This is a genomic window from Sulfitobacter sp. SK012 (genome assembly GCF_003352085.1).
Classification (GTDB): Bacteria; Pseudomonadota; Alphaproteobacteria; order Rhodobacterales; family Rhodobacteraceae; genus Sulfitobacter.
The window spans coordinates 3,352,007-3,371,698 of the sequence record NZ_CP025804.1 but is presented as its reverse complement, the minus strand read 5'-3'; the positions used below and the strand labels follow the sequence as shown (position 1 = coordinate 3,371,698).

Here is a 19,692-nt window from a genome sequence, read left to right as displayed (position 1 = left end):
CACGCAAAGGGATGACGGGGCGCATGGCGAGCATTACATTAGACGACATTGAAATCACGGCCAAAGCTGCACTCGTGGCCCACGGGGCAGGTGCCTTTGCTGCGGCCGAAGTCGCGCGAGCGGTTCGCAAGGCAGAGGCCACTGGTAACCGGATTTGTGGGCTCTACTACGTTGAAAGCTACTGCCAACAGCTTCGCTCGGGGCGTGTCAAAGGCGACGTGGTGCCCGACGTCAGCAGCGCGCGCCCTGGCACCGTGCATGTCGACGCACAATTCGGATTTGCACAGCCGGCGTTTTCCTATGGCCTGCCCGTGGCGCTGGACGCTGCGCGCAGCCTTGGCGTCGCATCCCTTTCGGTGATGCATGCGCACACCTGCACCTCTTTGGGCTACTTTACCGAAAGCATCGCGCTGGCTGGCATGATCGGCATCGGTTTTACCAACGCGTCTCCCATCGTGGCAGCCCCCGGTGGCAAGACCCGCGTTATCGGCACCAACCCCATCGCTTTTTCAGTGCCAGACGGCAATGGCGGGCTGGCGATGCAGTTTGATCAATCCACCACCACCGTTGCCTTGGGCAAGATCACCATGGCCAAGGCCGCCGGTGAAAAAATCCCTGAAGGCTGGGCGCTGGATGCGGACGGAAACCCAACAACGGACCCTGATGCGGCGATAAAAGGGTCGCTGGTGTCGATGGGCGGTTACAAGGGCTGGGGCTTTGGGCTCATGGCCGAAGTGCTTGCGGCGGCGATGACCGGCGGCACTTTGTCACGCGATGTCAAACCCCTCAAAGCACCCGAAGGCGCACCGCATGATCTGGGCCAATATTACCTGCTGATTGATCCTTCAACAGCGCCGGATTTTGGTGCGCAAATGGCCGCTCTTGCGGAAAACGTAGCACAGGACGAGGGCGCCCGGATGCCCGGTCAACACCGCAGTCTAGCAGATCCAGTGAATGTGCCAGATGCGCTGTGGAGCCAGATGACGGAGCTGGCCAGCGCCTGATCTTTAGACCTGTTGCGTCAACCAAACCCCGGCTGCCATCAGCGCAATCCCACCCGCGCGCGCCAACCCCAAGGGTGATATCTGCGCGCCGAAAAGCCCAAAATGATCAATCGCCGCGGCGCTGATCAACTGACCTAAAAGCACGAAGAACACCGCATTTCCGATCCCAAAATGGGGGGCGATATAGGTGATTGAAAGGATATAGAACGCCACCAAGAGCCCCGCCAGAAATAGGTGTTTTGGCGCGCCGATCATACGAGCGAACCCCTGGGGCCCGGTCATGAGCGTAACGGCAAGGCTGACGGAAAAGGCGATTATAAACAGTACTGTAGCTGCGGCTGCAGGAGATCCGATACGCCCGCCTAGTTGTGCATTCAGCGCGGCCAGCACCGGGATCCCGATGCCTGCGATCAGCATTATGATGGCGTATTGGGCCACGTGGGTCTCCTTATCGACAGATATTTTTTAGGTCTACGCCGTCCCATGGCAAGCCGACATCATAAGCGGGCGAGGACGGGAGCGGTGCGACCGGCATCACTTGGGCGATCAACCCGTGCAAACGCTCGGTGCGAGGGGCGTCTGGGGCCAGCGCCCGGCAACAAACGAACTCTTCGACGATGCTGCCTTGTTGCTCAAATGCGAATTCTGAAAAGCGTGGTTCTTCATTGATCTCAAAGAGATAAGGATCGCCGCCGGGATTATGTTCAGATGCGGCGCGCAAGGGGGAATAGCCGGTCGTGGCGCGGTTTTGCCATTGCCAAACATGGGTCAACTCATGCGCCAACAGCATCGCGGCGATCAGGCCGACGCGGTCAGGATAGTCAGGCAGATAGTCATCCAAATACCAGTCTCGGTCAAAAAGAACGGTGTTCCAAAGGGCGACGGCAGCGGGCTTGGTGGTGACCAATTCTTCTGTGTCTTGAGGCGGGAAGATCAACTCGCGGCAGGTCGTGCGTGGCCGCGGTTTGCGCGTAAACGTGACGGCCCGGGTCGGGGCTCCGTCATGCAGCCGCACCCGATCAAGGTCGAGCGCATCGCCGTGGATGGTGGAGGCAAAAGCACGCTCGGTATCCGTCAAAGGGCGTCCGCAAGCGGCGAGGAAAAGGAGCAGGATCAGGGCACGAAACATTCCCGCATTAGGGGGCGGAGCGGGGCAGGGTTCAAGGGTAAAAGCGGTGTGCACCATGTGTGCACACAGTGTGCACTGGTTTGTGCACACTGTCGGGGCGCGAAGCAGGTTTGTAATTTGGTTTTGCTTAGGAGCCACAGCGTTAGGGCAGCGCCCGACCTCGCGTCGGAGGCCGTCTTGCAAACTCTCCAGCGGAGAGGTTGAGGCCAGACGAGGGCATCAGCCCAGAGAGCACGTATTTGCGCCCTCCCTGAGACTTCGTCGGTACGATGGTTGGGAGAGTGAAAAGCCGGAAAGCTAGCAAGTAGTCTACCCTGGATTCAGAGAACTTGCTAGAATGCCTACTAGCGCAGACGGGTCCCACAAAACAAGAATACCAACTAGAATAGGCTTTGTTGCATAAATCGGGTGAGGGGCGTTCTTCCCCTTACCCCAGACGGATTTAGCCTACGGGCTCAGTGATAGGTATGCCAAGAGCGGTGTAGCGGTTCAGCACAGCGATGCGGATTTGGATTTCCGCGACCTGTCTTTCAAATCCTCGCGCCATCAACGATTGGCCGAGTAGTTTCATACAATGCATCTTTGTTTTGACGCGGCTTCGGCGGTGGTATCCACTCCAGCGTCGCCACAGAGTGCGGCCCAAATATCGCTGCGCATTGACCGCATCGTTTCGGGCAACAGCTCCGGCGCTCGTAGGCTTCCAGGCCTTCGCCTTCACCTTCGGCTTTGGTCCCCGTGCTGTCGATGAGCAGGTTCAGTGCACCTTTGGACCCACGATAAGGCAGGCTTACGTTCAGAGTCTTCTGGTGTCTGCATAAGGTGCTAAAATCAGGTGCTGCTCAATCCAACCCGACCAAACGCAGCGAGCTCTGGACGAACCCAGTTGTTTGACGGAGAGGCATGCCAAACAGGACCTTCAGTGTCAGGCATGTCTGGATGGCGGCATCACTGAATTTCTATTGCCGACCGCGCTTACCTCTCGGCGGTGGTGTCCAAACCGTCTCTGGATCAAACCAGATCGATAAGGATCCGCACTGCTTCAAGCTGGCATTGTAAGATGACCAATTCTTGGTCTTGTACTTCGTAGGGACCCAACTGCTCATGCCTTCAGCTAGCACGCTGGATTCATACAGTGAATCCCATCAGTCCATTTGTGCAACAAAGCCCGAAAAACCTAGTAACGAGATTTCGTTGGAGGTGACTTCAAAAGTTGCAAATATCAGAGTGGAAATTGCAATAACCAAAAGTGAGCGCTTGGCCTTTCGAGAATCTAATGGGTCGAACTTATCCCAAATCATACTCGACGGCCCCCCTCAAACATCCAGCTCCTCGACAAACCGGGCGTTCTCCTGAATGTACTGGAACCGCAGTTCCGGCTTCTTCCCCATCAACCTTTCGACCAGATCGCCGGTTTCGCCCGGGATATCTTCGTCCACGGTCACGCGGATCAGTTTGCGGGTCTTAGGGTCCATCGTGGTCTCTTTGAGGTCTTTCGCGTCCATTTCGCCCAGACCTTTGAAACGTTGCAGGTCAATCTTACCTTTGCCGCCCAAGCCTTTTTCCAGCAGCGCGTTTTTCTCGGCGTCATCGGCCACATAGGCGCGGCGCGCGCCTTGAGTCAGGCGGTAGAGTGGCGGGCAGGCGAGGTAGAGGTGGCCGGCGTCGATCATCGGGCGCATTTGAGTGAAAAAGAACGTCATCAGCAGCGAGGCAATATGCGCGCCGTCGACATCCGCGTCGGTCATGATGATGATTTTGTCATAGCGCAGGTCATCGAGGTTAAATTTACTGCCCATGCCAACGCCAAGCGCTTCGCACAGATCGGAAATCTCGGTGTTGGTGTTCAGCTTGCCCGAGGCAGCGCCCAACACGTTAAGGATCTTGCCCTTTAGCGGCAGCAGCGCTTGGTTCACGCGATTACGCGCACCCTTGCCGGAACCGCCAGCGCTGTCGCCCTCCACGATAAACAGCTCCGTTCCTTCGCGGGTTTTGGAGGTGCAATCGGTTAGTTTGCCAGGAAGGCGCAGCTTTTTGGTAGCCGTCTTGCGCGCCGTTTCCTTTTCCTGACGACGCTTAAGCCGTTCTTCGGCCCGCAGCACCAGAAAATCGAGGATCGCGCCCGCAGATTTAGTATCTGCCGCCAGCCAGTTGTCAAAGTGGTCACGCACGGCATTTTCCACCATGCGCTGCGCGTCAACAGTGGCCAGCCGGTCCTTGGTCTGTCCCACAAATTCCGGTTCGCGGATAAAGCATGAGACCAGAGCACAGCCACCCGTTGTCAGGTCTTCGCGGGTTATGGTGGTGGCTTTGCGGTTGCCGACCAATTCGCCGTAAGCCTTGATACCCTTGAGGATCGCGGCCCAAAAGCCGGCCTCGTGGGTGCCGCCTTCGGGTGTGGGGATGGTGTTACAATAAGATTGGATGAAACCGTCGCGTGAGGGTGTCCAGTTAATGGCCCATTCGACCTTGCCGGGGGCGTTGAATTTTTCTTTGAAATCAACGGTGCCTGCAAAGGGGGCTTCGGCGTAGGTCGTTGATCCCGAAAGGTTTTCATTGAGGTAGTCAGAGAGCCCACCGGGGAAGTGGAAGGTCGCTTCCATGGGTGTGTCGCCGTCTACGATCGCGGTCTTCCAACGGATTTCGACCCCGGAGAACAAGTATGCTTTGGAGCGGGCCATGGCGAACAGGCGTGAGGCGCGCAGTTTGAGCGAGCCAAAGATTTCAGGATCAGGGTGGAAGGTCACGGCAGTACCACGCCGGTTGGGTGCTGCACCGACCCGCGCGAGGGGCCCTTGGGGGATGCCGCGAGAAAACTCCATCGCCATGACTTCTTTGTTGCGCGCACTCTCGACCCGCAGGTGATCCGAAAGCGCATTCACAACCGAGGACCCAACGCCGTGTAAACCGCCCGAGGTCTCGTAGCTGTCGCCCGAGAATTTGCCACCGGCGTTCAATGTGCAAAAGATGATCTCCAGCGCGGATTTGCTGGGGTCCTTGGGGTGGGGGTCGGTCGGAATGCCGCGCCCATTGTCGCGCACGGTGACATGGCCGTTTTCGTGCAGCTCGACTTCGATCCAAGTGGCGTGGCCAGCGACGGCTTCGTCCATGGAGTTATCGACGATCTCGGCAACCATGTGGTGCAGCGCACGATCATCCTTGCCGCCAATATACATGCCGGGACGTAGGCGCACGTGCTCCATATCCTCCAGCACTTCGATGGAGGACGCGTCATAGGTAGGGGCGCTTTTCTGGCCGGACAGAAGATCGGTCATGGGGCTGCTCACGTGTTTTGTTTTGATTGGCTCCAATTATGGCAGAGGGACCGGGGAGGGGGAAGTGGGCATCGTCGTCAGAGCCATGATCAGGCTATTATCTTGTGCAGGTTGGTGGCTGTTGTGCGGGGCGTGGCAGTGAACATTACTGGTTGCGTAATTGAAGCAGCAAACCTGCTCTTAGAGGTGGCGGTGAAGGATCATCTTGATTGGGGGATGTGCTGTAGCGATGATCTAGAGCGCTGCGTAGCGTTGCTGATGGGCACTTGGGCAAATTGCAGCTGGGATTGAGGCTGCCGCGCACCTGCGCTAGCCTCTTTTGATGTAATACTAACGAGAAAGAGACGCCCATGGCTTGGATCAAAACCATTCCCTTTGAAGCCGCCACTGGCAAGCTCCGCGCGCTCTACGGGCGTGTCACGGGCCCCGGTAACAATGTCGATAATATCATGATGATGCATTCGCTGCGCCCGCATACGATGGAAGGGCATATGGCGATCTACAAATACGTTTTGCATCACCGCGACAACACGGTGCCAAAGTGGTTCCTTGAGGTGCTAGGCGTTTGGGTTTCATCGTTAAATACATGTGGCTATTGCGTGGAGCACCACTTTGCCGGGATGAAACGCCTGCTGGGCGACGCACCACGCGCAGATGCGATCCGCACCGCCCTTGAGGCGCGCGACATTGCCGCCACCCCGCTAGATGCCGCCCAACACGCGGCGCTGCGCTATACTCAGGCCTTGACGCAAACCCCCGGCACGATGGCCGAAACTGACGTGCAAGCACTGCGAGAAGCCGGTTGGGAAGATGGCGAAGTTCTTGAGATTAATCAGGTCGTTGCATATTTCAGCTATGCCAATAGGACGGTGTTGGGACTTGGCTGTTCAACGAAGGGCGACATCATCGGGCTTAGCCCCGGAAATTCGGATGACCCTGAGGATTGGGGCCACCGTTAGCATCTGGGTGCGTCAGGATATGACGGCGCAGGGCGTGGCAAAGCAGCCAATCTGTTTGTTTAACAGAATGGCTGCTTCAGTTTTGTAGGTCACATTACACTGCTGCCGTGGCCTCGATTTCAAACAGCAAACCGGGAAGCGCCAGCCGCGTCACGCCGAGCAGTGTCATTGGTGGCGCGGATTGGATTGGCCCAAAACGCATCCCAAGCAGATCAAAGTTCTTGAGCGCCTCATCTACGTCAGTTGCGTACACACCAAGCCGAATGATGTTGCTCAGGTTCATATCGGCACCAGCCAGCACAGCCTCCAGATTGTCCAAAGCGAGGGCGATTTGGCTGCGCATATCTCCGGGGTGTTGTGGGTTGCCCTCGCCGTCGACAGCAGTTTGACCCGCGCAGATTAACTGGCGTGAAGGTCCATCGATAATCTCGGCCTGATTATAGCCAAGCTTCAAAGACCAGTCCCACGGATTTACAGGTGTGCGTTTCATCGTTCATTTCTCCTAGTTGATGTCTCTGCAAACCTTCTAGATTTATTTGGTGCCAAATATTGTCACCAAATGTGTTATGTTGAAAATATGAACATTAGACAAAGACATGACACCATCGTGCGGACGCTTCGGCGCAACGGAACTTCGACGATTGATGATCTGGCCTGCGAGGTCGGTGCATCCAGAAGAACCCTTCTGCGCGATATCTGCGCGCTGCGTGATGAGGGTTTTGTCATTCATTCGGAAAGTGGACGTGGGGGAGGTGTGCAGCTTGATCCGCAATCGATGCAAACAACCGCCCGCCTTTCCGTGGCCGAGGTTTTTGCGCTTTTGATCAGTGTTGCTGCAATGCGCGCGGCGCAAAACCTGCCGTTTTCTGATTTGGCGGATGCGGGTCTTGCGAAGATCGAAAAATCTCTGCCCTCAGACAAGGTGCGCGACCTGCGCCGGTTCCTTGATTGTCTGCATATTGGCCAACTGTCACCAACGCAGGATTTGTCAGATCTAGGGCGAATTGATCCCGCATTGCTCCCAGCGTTCGAAACAGCATTCCTTGGGCAACTTCACCTAAGGTTTGAATACTGCGATGCCAAAGGAGCCAAAACAAGCCGCGAGGTGGAACCACAAGCCATGCTGATCTTGCAGCCATTATGGTATCTGGTGGCTTGGGATCCTGATCGAGATGATTTTAGACATTTTCGAATGGACCGGATCAGCAAACCTGAATGCATCGATGGCACGACATTCCGGCGGCGGCATGTGCCATTTGAGGATGATGTCTGTCCCTACAAGGATCTGCCCCAATAAATGGGCAAAACCGATATCCAAATGCACTGCGGCATCGTTTCGTCTCAGCTCTATACGAGACGCTCAAGAGCTCCCCAACAATGTTCGGGTGAAATACGGCGCGGCGGCTCAGACAAACCCATCTTAGGGGTCCACAAATACACCCTTTCGAAAGCCGCGCAGGCGACGTACAGATCAAGGTATGGTCCGTTTCATGTCTTACCCTCAACACGTCCGTGCGATCACCGTTCTGGGCTTACCGCTTATTGGCGGGCATCTGGCGCAGATGGCGATCGGCGTCACCGATACTGTGATGCTGGGCTGGTATGGGGTCGAGGCACTGGCCTCGGTTACGCTGGCAAGTACCTTTTTCTTCGTCCTGTTTATCTTTGGATCCGGGTTCGCCGGGGCCGTCATGCCCATGGTTGCGTCTTATGCCGCCGAAGGTGACGAGGTCAGCCTGCGCCGTGCCACGCGGATGGGGCTCTGGTTGAGCCTTGGGTTTGCCTTGCTGGCGCTGCCTTTGATGATCTGGTCGACGCCTATATTGGCGCTGTTGGGGCAATCCCCCGAAGTTGCTGCCAGCGCTGGTGCATATCTCGCCGTTGCGGGCTGGGGCATTGTGCCGGCATTGATGGTGATGGTGCTCAAATCATACCTCGCAGCGCTAGAACGCACCCAAGTTGTGTTATGGATCACAGTTGTTGCCGCCGTGGTGAATGCAATTGCGAACTACGCGCTGATCTTTGGCAATTGGGGCGCGCCGGAATTGGGAGTGGTTGGGGCCGCTGTGGCATCGGTCTCAACGCAGATTGTATCGCTTATTGGGGTCGTGGCCTATGTCCGATGGGCCCTGCCGGAGCATAGCCTGTTTCAACGGCTATGGCGTGCCGATCCGGGGATGCTTGCCCGTGTTTTTTCCCTTGGGTGGCCGATCGGTTTGACCTCTCTGAGCGAAGTGGGCCTTTTTGCTGCTTCTGCTGTGATGATGGGCTGGTTGGGCACGACCACGCTGGCCGCGCACGGCATTGCGGTTCAACTCGCGTCGATTACGTTTATGATGCACCTAGGCCTTAGCAATGTGACCACGATCCGCGCAGGCAACGCCTACGGGCGCCATGATCTGCTGCATTTGGCCCGTGGGGGCAAGGTTTCGCTGGCCATGTCACTGATGATCGCCCTGCTTACTATTGCAGTCTTTGTGATCTGGCCCGAACCGCTGATCTCTGTGTTCATGCAGCGCGACGATCCTGCGCGCGATCAAATTCTTGCGGTTGGCGTCGGCTTGCTTGCCATGGCGGCGCTGTTTCAACTGGTGGATGGGGCCCAGGTCATCGCGCTTGGCCTGCTGCGCGGCGTGCAAGATACCCAAGTTCCGATGTTCCTCGCCGCGATCAGCTACTGGGTCATTGGCATCCCGTGTTCGTATTTCCTAGGATTCACGCTGGGTCTGGACGGCATTGGCGTCTGGGCTGGGTTGGTGATTGGGCTGGGCGTCGCTGCGATCTTGCTGAACGCCCGCTTCTGGGGTGCGACGCTGCGGCGGCTTGGAGCCAACGATGCACCTATCTCCTAGAGTATAGCAGATACTGTTTGAAGCAGCATTGGCCTGACGGAACTCGACTTCGTGTTCTAGGCCACGAACAAGGGCGGGCCTTAGGGTGCGAGGGCGCTAGTCGTCGCCCACCAGTCGGTCCGCCTTCTTGCGCACCAACGTGCTGCGCAGGTCATGCATCGCCAACAGCAGCGCATCCGTGACCGCTTCCAACTGCGCATCCGTGGCCTTTGCCTGCACCCACTGCGTTGTGGTGTTTAGATAATCTACCGCGCGGTGAATGTCGTCGATATCGCGGTGCGCGAGGATTTGCGCGCGTTCTTGCATCCACGTCTTGATCTCGGTCAGGTCCGCTTCTGACAGGGTGCGGTCGCCGTTTGGTTTGATCTCGCCATTGCGCATGTTGACGCTCGCGATCTGATCCATCTCGATCCGCCGCTGCCGGTTTTCAGTGTCCAAACGGAACACCAGCGCGCCGTTTTCACGCACCCTAAAGTAATAGTCGGGCAGGTCTGACATCTTACGTCCCCTCATTCCCCATGCACCGCAAAAGCGATCCATCACGGTCAATCAGTGCAAAGAACCGTATCGGGCCGCCATCGTCAATCATCGTGAGGCTCCGCGGCCGCCCCATCGGATCATCAGGCAAATTCAACGCAGCCCATTTGGCCCGTAAACCATCCAGATCGTCCACACGAATACATGCACTGAACCAGCTGTCTTCGGGCTTCAGATCTGGATGGTGAAAAAACTCCAACTCAAGCGTGCCGCGCGCCAAGATAAGCCAGCTTGTATCGCGGTAGATAACGTTGAACCCAAGAAGAGCGTAGAAGTCACAGGTGCGCTGAAAATCCCGACTGGGCAGGTTGGCTGTGATCCTGTCGGGTTTCGTCACGGAGTAATTTACCTCAGCTCAGCACAGAATTTTTGAATGCGGGTACAGGCCTCGGTCAGGGCCGCATCTGATGTGGCATAGCTTACGCGAAAATTTGGGCTTAGGCCAAAAGCCGCCCCAAACACCACAGCCACGCCGGTTTCTTCCAGCAGTGCGGTGGCGAATACTTCGTCATCCGTGATCTTGGTGCCGGCCGCCGAAGTCTTGCCGATCAGCCCCGCAATCGAGGGATAGACATAAAACGCGCCTTCAGGCTTAGGGCAGGTCATGCCGTCAATTTCATTCAACATGCTGACCACCAGATTACGCCGGCGCACGAACATTTCATTGTTGGGCGCAATATAATCTTGAGTGCCATTGAGCGCTTCAACCGCGGCCCATTGCGAAATGGAACACGGATTGGAGGTCGATTGCGACTGCACTTTGCGCATCGCAGCAATCAGCTTTTCTGGTCCCGCCGCATAGCCAATCCGCCAGCCTGTCATCGCATAGGCCTTGGACACACCGTTGACCGTTAGTGTCCGGTCATAAAGGCGCGGCTCGACCTCAGCAGGGGTGCAGAATTCGAACCCATCATAAGAAAGATGCTCATACATATCATCCGTCATCACCCAGACATGGGGGTGGCGCATCAGTACGTCTGTGATGCCCTTCAGCTCATCGCGGGTATAGCCCGCACCTGTCGGATTGGACGGCGAGTTAAAAATGAACCATTTGGTTTTGGGCGTAATCGCAACCTCGAGCGCTTCGGGCGTCAGTTTGAAATCTTGTTCCAGCGTGGCGGTGGCAATCACCGGCTCGCCACCTGCCAACAACACCATGTCGGGGTAGCTGACCCAATAGGGCGCGGGGATCACGACCTCTTCGCCAGGGTTCATTGTCGCCATCAACGCATTGTAAAGGATCTGCTTGCCGCCACCTGAAACCGACACCTGAGCAGGGGTATAATCGAGCCCATTGTCGCGCTTGAACTTGGCACAGATCGCTTTCTTCAGCTCCGGAATGCCGTCAACGGCGGTGTATTTTGTCTTGCCCTCGGCAATGGCGCGCACCGCGGCGTCCTTGATGTTTTGTGGCGTATCAAAATCCGGCTCGCCTGCGCCCAGCCCAATCACATCCCGGCCAGCGGCCTTCAGTTCTTGCGCTTTTGTCGTAACGGCAATGGTGGGGGACGGTTTGACGCGGGCTAGGGTTTTGGACAGCAGTTCCATTTCGGCCTCAATTTGATATGTGTGCGCCATATTTATTAGCAGACCCCGATGGGCGTTCAAGCGCGAAGCGTTTGACGCATGGGGCGAAAGGACGTTGACGTGACAGAATGGTATGGCCCCGACGCTGCAACTTTTGGAGACCGCGTGGCTGCCGCGCGCGAAGCCGCAGGCATGGATGTGGAAGCTTTGGCCATTAGATTGGGCGTGCGCCAATCCACCATCCGCAAGTGGGAAGACGACGTTTCAGAGCCGCGCGCGAACCGTTTGTCGATCTTGGCAGGCCTGTTAAATGTATCCATGCGCTGGCTGATCATTGGCGAAGGCGAAGGGCTCGACGCGCCCACTGAAGAACCCGTGCCCGCAGATCTCAGCGGCATCCTTGCCGAAATGCGCACCCTTCGGATGGAAATGCATGCCAAGGCCGAGGCGATGGGGCGGTTGGAAAAACGCTTGCGCGGGATCATGCGTTCGCAGGAACAAACGGATGTCTGAACTTCATGAGCACCGGGTCAAACGCCTCGCCATGCGCTCCATGCGTCGTGGCATCAAAGAGATGGATCTGATTTTGTCGGCGTTTGCAGATGCAAAACTTGCCGCGATGACGGATGCGCAACTGACGGTGTATGATGTGATGCTCGATGAAAACGACCATGATCTTTACCAATGGGTAACAGGTCAGGTCGAACCGACGGTCCGTTACGGCGAAGTGATCGATGACATCCGCGGGTTTATCGCATCGCGTGACATGTCCTAAAGCCTGCCTTTATCGGATCGGATTTCATAACAGACAACGAAATATGCGCTGCCGCTTTTTGTGGCGGCGCATTTCGTTGTAGTTCTTAGATGGAACGAGGCGGCGGTATTGGGGCTTCATGCCCCCATATTGCGTCAGGCGGGACCACCAAGCACCGCATATTGCGGTGTTGCGCAGTTTTTTTATGCAACGCGCGGAATAATCATCGGCGTTTAACGAAATATTCTGGTTTTTTCTTCAGGTTCCCAAGTGAGCACAAAGAGTCGGAGAACGAGAATGAGTATTCAAGACCCCATCGACCTTCCCACGTCAGACAAGGGATTTATGGTCGGCTATCTGGAGGCGCTGTCGCTGGTAGAGCGGCTGCATCGTCTGCTTCTGGACGTCATTAAGGACGAGTTTGAGCGGGTAGGTGTATTAGAAATCAACGCCGTTCAAGCGCTGCTGCTGTTCAACATCGGTGACAATGAAGTCACCGCTGGCGAGTTGAAAACCCGCGGTTATTACCAAGGTAGCAACGTTAGCTACAATCTGAAAAAGCTCGTCGAGATGGGTTATATGCACCATGAGCGTTGTGAAATTGATCGCCGTTCCGTCCGCGTGCGCCTTACTGAAAAAGGTCGCCATATCCGCGATGTGGTCTCCGAATTGTTCGGACGTCACGCTGACGGACTTGAGCATAAAGGCGTGCTGGGCAAAGACGGCATCGCCGAGATCACAGAATCGCTCAAAAGGATGGAACGCTATTGGAGCGATCAAATCCGCTACATCTACTGAACGCGCCTACCGCGAAGACAAGACCAGACCGTCAAGCTCGCGCAGCAGTTTGGCGGTCATCGCACGGGCGTAGTCCTCAAACCCGATTGCCGTCTCAACAAAGGCATCCGGTCCCATGATCACTTCGGCGCGAAAATACGAAGACAACTCGCCAATTTCAGCCTGCCTAATGTCCCCGATGTTGGGATCATCTGCGCCAATCACCAGCGCATTGATCGTAATTCCATCCGCACCAATCAAGGGTTTCACATCGCGGGGGCGGGGGCCGAGATTGGCTTTACCGTCGCCCGAAATATCCAATGTCCGCCGCCAGCACTCTGACTGGCTACGCAAATGCGTGGCCCCTGTCGCCATCGCAACCCCGAGTGCGGTACCTGGACTGGTTACACGTCGCTCTGTCTTGCGTAGGGTCACGATGACAGCATCAAGCGCGGCAGTCCCGGTGATGGTCGTCCATGGAATAACCGTGGCCTGATTGTCTGGCCCGCTCCATTCATAGACCATCAACCGGACAGGCGTTTGGGGCAGGGCGGTCAATGCTCCGCGTACGGCCTTATCATCCAGCGCTTGGGCCAATCCGCCCAACTGCAACTGATATTCCCGCGCATCCACCGATCCTGAAACATCCAAGCCCAACGCCAATGCCTGCCTGCAGGGTTCTGCGTATGCAGCCCCGCCAAGCATCATCAGTGCCATCAGTGCGGCGGCCTTCATCCTGCGTCTGCGCTGCCATCCAGCGCCCCGATGGCAGGCGGCCTCAGCTCCCGCTCCAGTTTGCGGCGCATCGCCCGCTCGTAATCCTCAAACCCATCGGCAATCTCTAAAAACGCGCCCGGCCCATGCAAGACCTCGGCCTTGTAAAACGCAATCAGCCCAACCTCGCCCTCAAAATCGGCGGCATTTACCACCAAGCCGTTCACCGTGACCTGATCAAACGGGAATTCGGCATAAGCGCGCGAGGGCCCGAACCCTTCATTGTTTTGCCCATCCCCAGCCATATCCAGCGTCTGGCGCAAACAAACAGGAGCCCGCGTTAGCAACCCGGCCCCATATCCCAGTGCATAGCCCATCGCTGTGGGAAAATCATTGTGACTGCGTTTGGATGCCGCCACGACCTCTGCGGCCTCGATCAATGCGCGGGGGCTGTCGATCATCCGCCAATCGAGCACAATTTCTTGGTTGTAGCGCCCTGACCATTCGTAGACCGCCAGCGCCACGGGTAGATCGGAGGCGAAAAATGCGGCTTTCACCTCCGGCGATGTAAGCGCGGCGACAACACCGCCGCGCTGTAAACGATCCTCGCTCGCGTCCACAGAACTGGACACATCCAGCGCCAATGCGAGGGCCAAGCGGCACTGCTGCGCTGCAGCAGGCAGGCCCGCCAGCACCAAAACGGTGAGGAGGATCGCCGCTTTTACCAACTTCCGGTGTTTTCCATGCTCGCCCAAGGTTCTGCCGGGGCCAGGCTTTCACCTTCCTGAAGCAGCTCGATCGAAACGTTGTCGGGGCTACGCACAAACGCCATGTGACCATCGCGCGGAGGACGATTGATAACGACACCATTGTCGCTAAGGCTCTGGCACATATCGTAAATATTCTCGACCGTGTAGGCCAGATGACCGAAATGCCGGCTGTCGTCAGGCAGGGCATCATCGCCATCCCAGTTATATGTCAGTTCCACATCCGCATGGCCGTCATCCATCCCAGGAGGGCACAGAAATACCAGCGTAAACCGCCCGCCTTCGTGATCCATACGGCGCCGCTCAACGAGGCCCAGAAGTTTGTAAAATGCGATGGATTTATCAAGATCTTTGACCCGGACCATCGTGTGAAGAAACTTTGTTGGCATGATTTCCCTCTCATACATAGCGTGTTGCACCAAGCTAGCATGAAGCGCCCGCGTGTCGAGCGACGATCCTGTGATTTCATATTGCCAAAATCGCGTCTCAGAAAGACGAGCGAATACCGACACTCATGCCCAGACGCCGGGTGTCATACAGACCAATATTGCTCTCGGTGCGCTCGTATTTGAGGGTAAGGCTGGGATTGAAGCCATAGTAATCGATCTGGCGAAAAACAGCTGTCACATCTGCGGTTACCCGAAGGTCATTACGCCCCGAGGCGTCATGCTGGGACACTTCATAGTCGCGATACGACGTCCCCAACCCAAAGAACAAGCCTGCACCCATAACGGGCTTGCGCATGACATAACCGGCACGCAGCGCAAACTCGCCATATTCGGCATCCTTGTAATTCGAGGTTTGCGCTCCAAAAGACGCGGCCCCGTAGATCGAGCTACCAGACTCCAGCAGCTTGCCGATGCTGCCGGTAACAAGGGATTTATGCGAGTCGTAGGTCCTGTACCCATCCTGAACTTCGGTATTGAGCGCCAATGTGAACTTGTGAGCTCTGCTTGGCCGGTAGCTTTGACTGAGGCCGCCGCGGAAAAATGCTGTATAGCTCGCGCCGCCATACCAACTTTGACCCAATTCGGCTCTGGCGATGAGCTCCCCTTTTCCGTTGTAATTCAATCGACTGTAACGGTACCCGATGCTCACGCGGCCATAGGCAAAGTCGCTGCCCGTCGGCAGGTCGTCTGTGCTGCCAGATTCTTCTTTGGCCTCGCGCAAGATGTCCTTAGCAGAGCTGGAAAGCACAAAGGTGCGGTAGGCCATTGAGAAATTTACGTCATGCGCCGTGCGAGAGGTTTGCGAAAAGCGGTAGCGCGCCTTCACATCGCCGCCGATTTCCAGACCTGACAGGGCCTGACTGGCACCACTGAGGGTGTATTCAATTGGGCCACCAAACACGATGTCCGAGATTGCATAGTTCAATCGTGAGCTGTCGCGAACCGATCCGTTGTTGATGTTCGAATTGGGGGCCAGCGTGAACGACAGGTATGTTTGCCACGGATTGCGCTGCTGCACATATTTGAAATCACGTTTAGCCCGCGCCGCGAGTTGTTCGGTCGGGGCGTGATGAACGGCGCGGCGCAGCCAAAGCTGCGCACGTGTGCGTTTATTGTCTGACGACAGTGTTTGCGCCATGATCAGAGCGCTTGAGAATTTTTGAGACCCATCCTCAGCAAGGCTCCACGCCCGGCGTGCGGCCTTCTGAGCTTCTTTGTACCGACCCAAATCACGCAGCGCCCGCGCCATCAAAAGTTGGGGGGTCAGGTCATCGGGATCGCGTTCAGCCAAGGCCTCTGCATAGAACAACGCCCGTGCAGGATCACGTTCTTGCAGGCTGATAAAGGCCGCCTTCTCAATCTCTTGCGGGGCAACTCGTCTCGTACTTTCAGCCTGCGCGTGGGCGAGAGGCATGGCAATAAATCCTGCCATGCACACTGCTTTGATGACGCGCCGCATCACCGGGGCTACGCTCATGGCTGAACGTTTGGATCCCGGTAAACGATAAAGCCACTGGTATCGCGCACGGTGGCATCGCGGAATTCGGAGGTGTTCTCAAGCACCATGACACCCACGATTTCATCAGGGTCATCGCCTGACACGATCGCGTAATAGTTGCCGCTCTCATATTCTACGACGTCACCGTTATCATTGACAAAACGGCTGGTCAGTTCGCCAACCAGATCGCCATTATTGTCCAACACACCCGGTGCAACCGTAAAGATCGCCGCAGGAATGCTCTGGATCGATGAGCTGTTAAGGTCGTTGATACGCGTGGTCACATTGGCCGTAATGTCATTGCCATTGATATCGAATACTTGACGGTTGGTCAGCTGACCCTGAACGCCATCGCCCCGCCCGCCAGTGGATTCATTGAAATCGTCAAAGTCGATCGCAATCGCGACGTCACCAGTTGAATACTGCAACGCACCAGCGCCATCAAAGTCACGCAAACCGCCAGCTTGTCCCCGGAAAATCGCCTGTCCGGTTGTTGGCAAATCTACAGAACCACCCCGTTGATAGATGAAACCACCAAAGCCGTAGGGGATATAGGCCCCTGTCCGTACAATCGCGAACTGCGTCGTCGGATCGCCATCTGAATCTCGGTTGCGGCTCACGCCATAGATCGCGCGGTGCGTAAATTGGTTAACGGCAGCACCCGTGATCGAATCTGGATACTGCGCATCTGCTTCATAAACCGCGAACTCACCGCCGCCCAAGCTGCCTACAGCCCGGCCGCGTTGGTAGGTATTGGCCCCATCAAACGCGAGGTTATCTACTGTGAATGTGTCGCTGTCCCCGTCATAGGAGATCCCACGTGCAAAGCCGTTGCCCCCGTCCGTTGGTATTTCTGAGCGAAACAATCCTGTGCCAGCGCTGGGCGATTCCGTTCCCGGAGGGACGCCATCGCGCGTAATGCCGGTGCCGCCATCGGTCGTGCCATCGTCGCCTGTGCCGCTGTCGTCGTCGTCTTCAAATGGATTGCCGCCCGAACAGGCCGCCAAAGTCAGGCACAAAGCCACGCTTGCCAGTTTAAATTTCATCTCTGCCTACCTCTGGGTTTTTTGTTTTTCCAACCATGGCTATGAGCCCTGTCGCATGTCAACGGCCCAAACAAACTGCGCCAAAAACCATGGCCAAAAAGCAATACCGCATATGGCGGTTCCAGCGCCCTCATGGGCCAGATATAGTCACAGACGAATCCACGCCCATGCCAAGGACGCCCCACATGCCACTTAGCCCTGAACAACTCGCCGAAATCGATGCTTTGCGCCAAACACCGCGCCCAACCCTGCGCGCCGTCTCAGAAGGAATGGAGGCGCATCTCTACCGCGCCTACGATGTCCTCGACCACGGTTTCATCCGCGTTATCGACTACATGGGCGACGATGCAGCCATCTGTCAGGCCGCCCGCGTCAGCTACGGCAAGGGCACAAAATCAGTGCAAAACGACGAAGGGCTGATCCGCTACCTCATGCGCCACTGGCATTCCACGCCCTTCGAGATGTGCGAAATTAAACTCCACGTCAAACTGCCCGTCTTCGTCGCGCGTCAGTGGATCCGCCACCGCACCGCCAACGTGAACGAATATTCCGCCCGCTATTCCATCCTCGACCGCGAATTCTATATCCCCGAACCGGACCACGTGAACGCGCAATCGGTTGTGAACAATCAGGGCAGGGGTGGCGTGCTCGAAGGGGCCGAAGCCGCCCGCGTACTCGAAATCCTGAAATCAGACTCCACCCGCGCCTATGACAACTACCAAGCCATGATCGCGACCGAAGGCCCCGACGGCGAACCTCAAGACGGCCTTGCCCGCGAACTCGCGCGCATGAACCTGCCCGCCAACATCTACACCCAATGGTATTGGAAAGTGGACCTACACAACCTGTTCCATTTCCTACGCCTGCGCGCCGACGCCCACGCCCAATACGAAATCCGCGTCTATGCCGATGCGATCTGCAAAGTCGTCGCCGATTGGGTCCCCGCGGCCTACGGCGCGTTTGAGGATTACCGTCTTGGCGGGGCGACGATGTCGGGCAAGGCCTTGGAGTGCGTGCGCCGCATGCTAAAGGGCGAAGAGGTCACGCAGGAGAACTCAGGCATGAGTAAAGGCGAATGGCGGGAGTTTGAGGCGACAATTCTTTGAATTCCAGGGACATTGTTGTACCAGACAGATTGACGCTTCTGAACTCGGTGCATGAACTGAAGATTGAAAAGTTGGATTTGTCACAAGTTGATGAATGCAACATTAGGTTTTCAGAGTGTACATAAGCTGAGCCGGGCCCCTTGATGTTTCTTGCGGCAAAAATTCGAATTCTGATGAAGCAACACCAGAAAACGAAATTTATTTTGTGGACAAAGAATAGCCAATTCACTGGTTGGGCGGATCACATTGGCCTATTTCGCTTCTTGGGCTTTAAGCGAGGAAACGAAACAGGGGCCGCCCGTGGTTCTACAAATTATACTCCTATAACAGTCTATGACATTGCTGAGTTGCGGGACGCGGCGGGTGACATTCCCGTTGGAAAACACGTGGCCAAGACTATTCAGGGGCTGGCCGAGAATTTATCGCAGCAAGATAAAGGGCCAGTATTCGACTTAGTTGAATATTCTCTGCGAGAAATAGTTAGAAATGCAGCAGAACATAGTCGCGGGACGAAAATTGCTCTCTTGGGGCAATGTTGGCCGGCGAAAAAGATGGCCGAGATTATAGTTATGGATAACGGTGTTGGAATAGCCGAAAACCTCTATGAAAATGAACTTCTGGAATGCGAAACTAATCGTGAGGCGCTCAAATTCGCAATTCTACCGGGAGTAACAGGGGTGTCACTGGATGATAGGTTACAGCAGGACGACCACTGGAAGAACTCGGGATTCGGTATGTTTGTGACAAGCAGGTTTTGCGCCGAAAATGGTCTTTTTCGGGTCGTCAGCGGTGCCGACGGCCTCTCTCTTGGCGGCGAAGTTCAGACCGAACATCCTTGGAGTTTTAAAGGGACATTTGTTCAGATGCGATTGTCTTTCGGAGATGCTCAAAGACGACTTGATCGGATTGATGAACTTACTGACAGCGGAAAGATAGCTTTCGGAGAGTTGTTGAAAGATCATCCTATAAGAGCTTCTACTGCATCAAAGCTCTTAGCCTCGCAATTCTTGAAAACACCAAACTAAAGCGTGATCCTCCCGCTCCAACAACCCAACCCTCACAAAACATCCCGCCCGGCGGCACCGCTGGGCAGCGCCCGAACCGCCCCCACGGGGCGGGCGCTATCGGACCGGCCCCTCGGTTCGGCCGCTGCCCTCAAACTCACATATCACCGTTCAAATAGGTTTCCCTAGAAGCGGGCCGCCCGGCTCAAAGGCACCCCGGCGAATTTCTTGCGAAATCCGCGTTCGGCATTTCAATCGGTCCCCCGGACCGATTGATCCGGCTTTGCCGGACCATGC

21 protein-coding genes and 1 pseudogene are annotated in these 19,692 nt (G+C 56.3%); 9 read left to right on the top strand and 13 right to left on the bottom strand.

Annotated elements, in window-relative coordinates; genetic code table 11:
• Positions 1 to 23: 23 nt before the first annotated feature.
• Complete coding sequence (locus C1J03_RS16455; protein WP_114887577.1) at positions 24 to 1,004, top strand: Ldh family oxidoreductase; 981 nt, start codon at positions 24 to 26, stop codon at positions 1,002 to 1,004.
• 3 nt (positions 1,005 to 1,007) lie between these two features.
• Here C1J03_RS16455 and C1J03_RS16450 read toward each other — a convergent pair whose 3' ends face one another.
• From C1J03_RS16450 to C1J03_RS16435, 4 genes and pseudogenes are all read right to left on the bottom strand, one after another.
• Positions 1,008 to 1,442 (bottom strand): DMT family transporter, encoded by a 435-nt coding sequence (locus C1J03_RS16450; RefSeq protein WP_114887576.1) that lies wholly within the window; start codon positions 1,440 to 1,442, stop codon positions 1,008 to 1,010.
• Positions 1,443 to 1,452: 10 nt separating this feature from the next.
• Positions 1,453 to 2,133 carry a hypothetical protein gene (locus C1J03_RS16445; protein ID WP_114887575.1) on the bottom strand — a complete coding sequence of 227 codons (681 nt, stop codon included), beginning with the start codon at positions 2,131 to 2,133 and terminating at the stop codon, positions 1,453 to 1,455.
• 442 nt (positions 2,134 to 2,575) lie between these two features.
• Positions 2,576 to 3,236 (bottom strand): annotated as a pseudogene (locus tag C1J03_RS16440) (transposase).
• A gap of 210 nt (positions 3,237 to 3,446) precedes the next feature.
• Positions 3,447 to 5,405 carry a DNA gyrase/topoisomerase IV subunit B gene (locus tag C1J03_RS16435; RefSeq protein ID WP_114887574.1) on the bottom strand — a complete coding sequence of 653 codons (1,959 nt, stop codon included), beginning with the start codon at positions 5,403 to 5,405 and terminating at the stop codon, positions 3,447 to 3,449.
• Between the two features lie 350 nt (positions 5,406 to 5,755).
• Here C1J03_RS16435 and C1J03_RS16430 point away from each other — a divergent pair, with 350 nt between their 5' ends.
• On the top strand, positions 5,756 to 6,364 hold the full coding sequence (locus C1J03_RS16430; protein WP_114887573.1) for a carboxymuconolactone decarboxylase family protein: 609 nt from the start codon (positions 5,756 to 5,758) through the stop codon (positions 6,362 to 6,364).
• A gap of 94 nt (positions 6,365 to 6,458) precedes the next feature.
• Here C1J03_RS16430 and C1J03_RS16425 read toward each other — a convergent pair whose 3' ends face one another.
• Positions 6,459 to 6,854: a RidA family protein gene (locus tag C1J03_RS16425; protein ID WP_114887572.1), complete on the bottom strand. Its 396-nt coding sequence runs from the start codon at positions 6,852 to 6,854 to the stop codon at positions 6,459 to 6,461.
• An 87-nt stretch (positions 6,855 to 6,941) separates the two neighbouring features.
• On the opposite strand from C1J03_RS16425, the gene C1J03_RS16420 reads away from it, so the two are divergent.
• Entirely contained in the window at positions 6,942 to 7,661 is a 720-nt protein-coding gene (locus tag C1J03_RS16420; RefSeq protein WP_114889048.1) for a helix-turn-helix transcriptional regulator, read from the top strand.
• A gap of 193 nt (positions 7,662 to 7,854) precedes the next feature.
• Positions 7,855 to 9,216: an MATE family efflux transporter gene (locus tag C1J03_RS16415; RefSeq protein WP_441351117.1), complete on the top strand. Its 1,362-nt coding sequence runs from the start codon at positions 7,855 to 7,857 to the stop codon at positions 9,214 to 9,216.
• 96 nt (positions 9,217 to 9,312) lie between these two features.
• Here the strand turns inward: C1J03_RS16415 and C1J03_RS16410 are convergent, their stop codons facing one another.
• From C1J03_RS16410 to C1J03_RS16400, 3 genes are read right to left on the bottom strand one after another with little or no spacing between them, the layout of a single operon-like run.
• A complete protein-coding gene (locus tag C1J03_RS16410) occupies positions 9,313 to 9,714 on the bottom strand; it encodes a hypothetical protein (RefSeq protein WP_114887570.1) in 402 nt (133 codons plus the stop codon).
• Between the two features lies 1 nt (position 9,715).
• Positions 9,716 to 10,090, bottom strand: a complete 375-nt coding sequence (locus C1J03_RS16405; protein ID WP_216825861.1) for a bleomycin resistance protein — start codon at positions 10,088 to 10,090, stop codon at positions 9,716 to 9,718.
• An 8-nt stretch (positions 10,091 to 10,098) separates the two neighbouring features.
• Positions 10,099 to 11,301 carry a pyridoxal phosphate-dependent aminotransferase gene (locus C1J03_RS16400; protein WP_114889046.1) on the bottom strand — a complete coding sequence of 401 codons (1,203 nt, stop codon included), beginning with the start codon at positions 11,299 to 11,301 and terminating at the stop codon, positions 10,099 to 10,101.
• 78 nt (positions 11,302 to 11,379) lie between these two features.
• Between C1J03_RS16400 and C1J03_RS16395 the strand changes: the two genes are divergently transcribed.
• The 3 genes from C1J03_RS16395 to C1J03_RS16385 all read left to right on the top strand — a co-directional run bounded on the left by C1J03_RS16395 (position 11,380) and on the right by C1J03_RS16385 (position 12,832).
• Positions 11,380 to 11,793, top strand: coding sequence for a helix-turn-helix domain-containing protein (locus tag C1J03_RS16395; RefSeq protein ID WP_114887569.1), 414 nt, complete (start codon positions 11,380 to 11,382; stop codon positions 11,791 to 11,793).
• On the top strand, positions 11,786 to 12,055 hold the full coding sequence (locus C1J03_RS16390) for a succinate dehydrogenase assembly factor 2 (RefSeq protein WP_114887568.1): 270 nt from the start codon (positions 11,786 to 11,788) through the stop codon (positions 12,053 to 12,055). Before C1J03_RS16395 ends, C1J03_RS16390 begins: the two co-directional genes overlap by 8 nt.
• Positions 12,056 to 12,331: 276 nt before the next feature.
• Positions 12,332 to 12,832: a MarR family winged helix-turn-helix transcriptional regulator gene (locus C1J03_RS16385; protein ID WP_114887567.1), complete on the top strand. Its 501-nt coding sequence runs from the start codon at positions 12,332 to 12,334 to the stop codon at positions 12,830 to 12,832.
• A 6-nt stretch (positions 12,833 to 12,838) separates the two neighbouring features.
• On the opposite strand, the gene C1J03_RS16380 is transcribed toward C1J03_RS16385, so the two are convergent.
• The 5 genes from C1J03_RS16380 to C1J03_RS16360 form a co-directional block, all read right to left on the bottom strand.
• Positions 12,839 to 13,528: a DUF1194 domain-containing protein gene (locus C1J03_RS16380; protein ID WP_254694074.1), complete on the bottom strand. Its 690-nt coding sequence runs from the start codon at positions 13,526 to 13,528 to the stop codon at positions 12,839 to 12,841.
• A gap of 14 nt (positions 13,529 to 13,542) precedes the next feature.
• Positions 13,543 to 14,253, bottom strand: coding sequence for a DUF1194 domain-containing protein (locus tag C1J03_RS16375; protein ID WP_114887565.1), 711 nt, complete (start codon positions 14,251 to 14,253; stop codon positions 13,543 to 13,545).
• Positions 14,247 to 14,681 (bottom strand): VOC family protein, encoded by a 435-nt coding sequence (locus C1J03_RS16370; protein WP_114887564.1) that lies wholly within the window; start codon positions 14,679 to 14,681, stop codon positions 14,247 to 14,249. The genes C1J03_RS16375 and C1J03_RS16370 overlap by 7 nt, the downstream gene beginning before the upstream one ends.
• Positions 14,682 to 14,778: 97 nt before the next feature.
• Complete coding sequence (locus tag C1J03_RS16365; protein WP_162798568.1) at positions 14,779 to 16,173, bottom strand: porin family protein; 1,395 nt, start codon at positions 16,171 to 16,173, stop codon at positions 14,779 to 14,781.
• Between the two features lie 41 nt (positions 16,174 to 16,214).
• Positions 16,215 to 17,285: a hypothetical protein gene (locus C1J03_RS16360; RefSeq protein ID WP_114887562.1), complete on the bottom strand. Its 1,071-nt coding sequence runs from the start codon at positions 17,283 to 17,285 to the stop codon at positions 16,215 to 16,217.
• Between the two features lie 185 nt (positions 17,286 to 17,470).
• On the opposite strand from C1J03_RS16360, the gene thyX reads away from it, so the two are divergent.
• Positions 17,471 to 18,391 carry an FAD-dependent thymidylate synthase gene (gene thyX, locus C1J03_RS16355; protein WP_114887561.1) on the top strand — a complete coding sequence of 307 codons (921 nt, stop codon included), beginning with the start codon at positions 17,471 to 17,473 and terminating at the stop codon, positions 18,389 to 18,391.
• Between the two features lie 143 nt (positions 18,392 to 18,534).
• Positions 18,535 to 19,416: an ATP-binding protein gene (locus C1J03_RS16350; RefSeq protein WP_114887560.1), complete on the top strand. Its 882-nt coding sequence runs from the start codon at positions 18,535 to 18,537 to the stop codon at positions 19,414 to 19,416.
• Positions 19,417 to 19,692: the final 276 nt, after the last annotated feature.